The sequence below is a fragment of the Lentiprolixibacter sp. genome, assembly GCF_982873095.1.
In genome coordinates, this window is sequence record NZ_CEYNTP010000216.1 from 1 (window position 1) to 4,841 (window position 4,841).

At 49.1% G+C, this 4,841-nt stretch carries 4 protein-coding genes; all 4 read right to left on the reverse strand.

Going from position 1 to position 4,841, the window contains the following annotated elements; translation table 11 throughout:
- On the reverse strand, positions 1 to 1,421 hold a 1,421-nt coding region (locus AC4E7D_RS11690), incomplete at its 3' end, for a homocitrate synthase/isopropylmalate synthase family protein (protein ID WP_490173973.1).
- A 54-nt stretch (positions 1,422 to 1,475) separates the two neighbouring features.
- A complete protein-coding gene (leuD, locus tag AC4E7D_RS11695) occupies positions 1,476 to 2,072 on the reverse strand; it encodes a 3-isopropylmalate dehydratase small subunit (protein ID WP_490173974.1) in 597 nt (198 codons plus the stop codon).
- Between the two features lie 9 nt (positions 2,073 to 2,081).
- Positions 2,082 to 3,491 (reverse strand): 3-isopropylmalate dehydratase large subunit, encoded by a 1,410-nt coding sequence (leuC, locus tag AC4E7D_RS11700; RefSeq protein ID WP_490173975.1) that lies wholly within the window; start codon positions 3,489 to 3,491, stop codon positions 2,082 to 2,084.
- Positions 3,492 to 3,735: 244 nt separating this feature from the next.
- The coding region (locus AC4E7D_RS11705) for an ATP-dependent DNA helicase RecG (RefSeq protein ID WP_490173976.1) at positions 3,736 to 4,841 on the reverse strand (1,106 nt) is incomplete at its 5' end.

Here is a 4,841-nt window from a genome sequence, read left to right on the forward strand (position 1 = left end):
CAGGTGATAAAGGTTTCACATAAGGCATCCGAGTGGCTTCCCGGAGGAATCCTAACGGCATAGTCGATCAGGTCGGGCAAATGCCGCTTCTTGCTTTTATATACTTTTCTCAGGGCATTCATAAAGGCGTCGAATTGCCCATCACCCTGAGCGTGTTCTTCTATCAGATCCCCGTCTATTTCAACCGAAACCGTAGTGGAAGGCTTTAACCCTTTTGAATGGGTAAGCACGAACGACCGAACGAATACCTTTTGCTGGAATTTTTCACTGTCCAGCACATCCGATATAATAAACGGCAGGTCTTCCTTCGTGACCTTCTCTTTCTTGTCCCCAAGTTCTATGATCCTTTGGGTTACCTCTTTGATCTCGTCTTCCGTAAGTGTTAGGCCCAGCTCCTGAAGGTTTTTTTGGATGTTGGCCTTCCCGGAAGTTTTTCCCAGCGCATATTGCCGTTTTCTTCCGAAACGCTCAGGTAAAAGATCATTAAAGTATAAGTTCTTTTTATTATCCCCATCTGCATGTATTCCAGCAGTTTGAGTAAACACATTTCCACCGACAATAGGTTTGTTTGGCGGGATGCCAAAGCCAGTAAATGCCGAAACGAGCTTGCTTACCTTGAATAGTGTTTTTTCGCTTACACTGATCTCGATTTCCGGCAAGAAATCATTGATTACGGCTACGGTGCTCGCCAGGGGGGCATTGCCAGCGCGCTCTCCCATCCCGTTTACGGTAAGGTGCAGGCCGTGGCATCCTGCTTTGAGGGCTTCCATTACATTGGCCACACTGAGGTCATAGTCATTGTGCCCGTGGAAATCAAAATGATTGTCCGGATACCTTTTAATAATGTCAGACAGGAACTGATAGGCTTCGCTATGGGTAAGCACACCCAGGGTGTCCGGCAACAAAATGCGTTTTACAGGGTGTTGGGTCAGGAAATCCAGGAATTGGTAAACATACTCTGGTGAATTGCGCATACCATTGCTCCAGTCTTCGAGATACACGTTTGTGGTGATCCCTTTTTCCTCGGCCAGCGCGATAACTTTCGCAATATCCTTAAAGTGGGCTTCTGGAGATTTCTTAAGCTGGTGGGTAAGGTGGTTCAGGGAACCTTTGGTCAATAAATTCTGAACTTTTGCCCCGGCTTCTTCCATCCAGCTGATGGATCTGCCGTTATCAACAAAGGTCAGGACTTCAACCCGGTCCAGATACCCCGCCTCTTTGGCCCAGGAAGTGATCTGCTTTACAGATTCAAATTCCCCTTCAGAAACGCGGGCAGAGGCAATCTCGATGCGGTCTACCTTGAGCTCTTCCAGCAATAGTTTGGCTAGTGTCAGCTTCTCAGAGGAGGAGAAAGAAACGCCTGAGGTCTGTTCTCCATCCCTGAGCGTGGTATCCATGATTTCAACCCTTCTTTTCTTCATCTTCCTCTGGTTTTTATTCCCCTGGCACGTCTTGGCACCCGGGCATTGCCTCCCTTACAAGGGGGTGTTCTGTGCAAATTTCCTGATCTCGGGTTTTAGGTTCAGCAGGTAGTCGATATCATCAAAACCATTCAGGAGGTTTTCCTTTTTATAGCCATTGATGGCGAAGCTTTCCTGTTCCCCTGTGGCATCTATAGTAAAGGTTTGTTCCGGTAAATTAACCGTAAAGTTTGCATTGGGGTCGGCCTCAATCGCACCAAAGATCTTTTGCAGGAATTCCGGGCTCACCTGAACAGGCAACACGCCCACATTCAGGCAGTTGTTGCGAAAAATGTCGGCAAAGAAACTGGAAACAACACAGCGAAAACCATAGTCATAAACGGCCCAGGCGGCATGTTCCCTTGAAGACCCGGAGCCAAAGTTCTTACCTCCAACGAGGATCTTTCCGGAGTAGATGGGGTTATTCAAAACAAAGTGCTCCTTGGGGGTATTGTCCGCATGGTAGCGCCAGTCCCTGAACAGGTTTTCCCCAAACCCTTTTCGTTCCGTAGCTTTTAGGAAGCGTGCAGGAATGATCTGGTCTGTATCTACATTTTCAATAGGCAGCGGAACTGCGCTGCTCTTCAGGATATGGAATTTATCGTATGCCATGTTCTGTTATTAAACGGTTTGTGTTTGAAGAAGTTCCCGGGGGTCAGTTACTTTCCCTGTGACCGCAGCTGCTGCCGCAACCAGGGGGCTGGCCAGTAAAGTTCTTGCACCAGGTCCTTGCCGGCCTTCAAAATTTCTATTGGAGGTGCTCACGGCATATTTTCCTGCCGGGATCTTGTCATCATTCATCGCCAGGCAGGCAGAACAGCCGGGCTCCCGAAGTGAAAAACCGGCCTCGGTGAGGATATCCAGGATGCCCTCCTCCTTGATGGCTTCCTCTACCTTATGGGAACCGGGTACCAGCCAGGCGGTCACATGGTCTGCTTTTTTACGGCCCTTTACCACACTGGCAAAGGCGCGGAAATCCTCGATCCTTCCGTTGGTACAGCTCCCCAGGAAGACAAAATCGATAGGCTTTCCAAGCATATCTTCCCCTTCTTCAAAATCCATATATGCCAGGGACTTTTTGTAGGTAGCTACACCCCCTTCAACGGATTCCGCATTGGGGATCGCTTTGGAAATCCCGACACCCATCCCGGGATTGGTCCCGTAGGTGATCATCGGCTCGATCTCACTGCCGTCAAATTCAATCTCCTTGTCAAAAACTGCATTCTCGTCCGTTTTCAGGGTGCTCCAGTAGGCCATGGCCTTGTCCCATGCGGCTCCTTTCGGGGCAAATTCCCTTCCCTTTATATAGGCAAACGTATTTTCGTCAGGAGCAATCATACCCCCGCGTGCACCCATTTCAATGCTCAGGTTACACACGGTCATCCTGCCCTCCATGCTCATGTTCCGGAAAACATCTCCTGCGTATTCTACAAAATATCCGGTAGCTCCGGAGGTAGTCAGCTTAGATATAATGAACAGGGCAACATCTTTGGGGGTTACCGCTTCATTAAGGCTTCCGTTGATAGTGATCCGCATGCTCTTAGGCTTGGGCTGCATGATACACTGCGAGGCAAGCACCATCTCCACCTCGGAGGTTCCTATACCAAAGGCGATGGCTCCGAAAGCTCCATGTGTAGAAGTATGTGAGTCTCCACATACAATGGTGGCCCCGGGCAATGTAATCCCGTTTTCCGGGCCAATCACGTGGACAATCCCATTTTTCTCGTGCCCAAGCCCCCAGTAGGGAATGTCATGTGCTTTCGCATTCTCCTCCAGCGCGGCTAATTGTTTGGCCGATAGCGGGTCCTGCACGGGCAGGTGCTGGTTGAGGGTCGGGGTGTTGTGGTCTGCTGTAGCGAACGTCCGCTCCGGGTAAAGTACTTCGATATTCCTGTTTTTAAGTCCCAGAAAGGCCACCGGACTGGTGACTTCGTGTACCAGGTGACGATCGATAAACAGTACATCCGGACCATCCGGTATCTGCTGCACGACATGGGAATCCCAGACTTTGTCAAATAGTGTTTTGCTCATTTTGGCGGTACCTTGATTATATGCAATTAACTAAGCCACCAAAAATAGGGATATGAAGGAAGCGGCACCAAAAAGAGGTGTTTTAAATTACGATGTTCAAGTTTGCAGAATGAGTGTTAAAACACTGTAAAACAATGTTTTACTATGCATTTGTCCACTATTCAATTGATTTGAATCCTGTATGTTGTACCCGCACAGGGGAGTGGAACATGTTTTTGCGATCATAAACAACCCCCTGGCCCTGCTAACTGATATAGTTCCAGATCTCCTTGTGTGCTTTTAATCTGGAGTAGGTAGCACGGATCTGCCGGTTTTTTTCCAGTGCCAGGTCAGGATCTTCCTGCAGCAGGCGCTGGGCATAAAAGCGGGCGGTTTTCAGAATGTCATGGTCGCGGACAACATCTGCTATTTTCAGGTTGAGAACACCACTCTGCTGCGTACCCATCAAATCCCCGGGCCCACGCAATCGAAGGTCTACTTCGGCAATTTCAAAACCATCATTGGTGCGGGCCATGGTTTCCAGTCGGGTTTTGGCCTCATTGGACAATTTGGATCCGGTGATAAGAATACAATAGCTCTGCTCAGCACCACGGCCCACCCGACCCCTAAGCTGGTGCAACTGGGACAGTCCAAACCGTTCGGCGCTTTCTATGATCATCACCGAAGCGTTGGGGATATTAACGCCAACCTCAATAACCGTGGTGGCCACCATGATCTGGGTTTGACCTTTAAGAAAGCGCTGCATTTCGTATTCCTTGTCCTCTGCCTTCATTTTTCCGTGCACGATGGATATCTGGTAGTCGGGCATAGGAAAATCGCGGGAGATGCTTTCATATCCATCCATCAGGTCTTTGTAATCGAGGGCCTCAGATTCCTGTATTAAGGGATATACGATATAGACCTGCCGGCCTTTTTTGATCTCGTCCCGGATAAACTGAAAGACTTTTAGACGGTTGTGGTCATAGCGGTGTACGGTCTTTACCCTTTTCCTGCCTGGGGGGAGTTCATCAATAATACTGATATCCAGGTCCCCATAGAGGCTCATCGCCAGGGTCCTGGGAATAGGGGTAGCGGTCATCACCAGGATATGGGGGGGAGTAACGTTTTTTTTCCACATTTTGGAGCGCTGTGCTACGCCAAAACGGTGCTGTTCATCAATGATGGCCAGACCGAGGTTGCGGAAAACTACCTTTTCTTCCAGGACAGCATGGGTGCCTACGAGGATGTGCAGTTCTCCGGATTCCAGTTTCTCGTGAATGGGAACACGGTCTTTTTTCTTTACAGATCCTGTTAATAATGCGATCTCTACGTCCATGTCACCAAGCAGGGATGTAATGCTCTGGAAGTGCT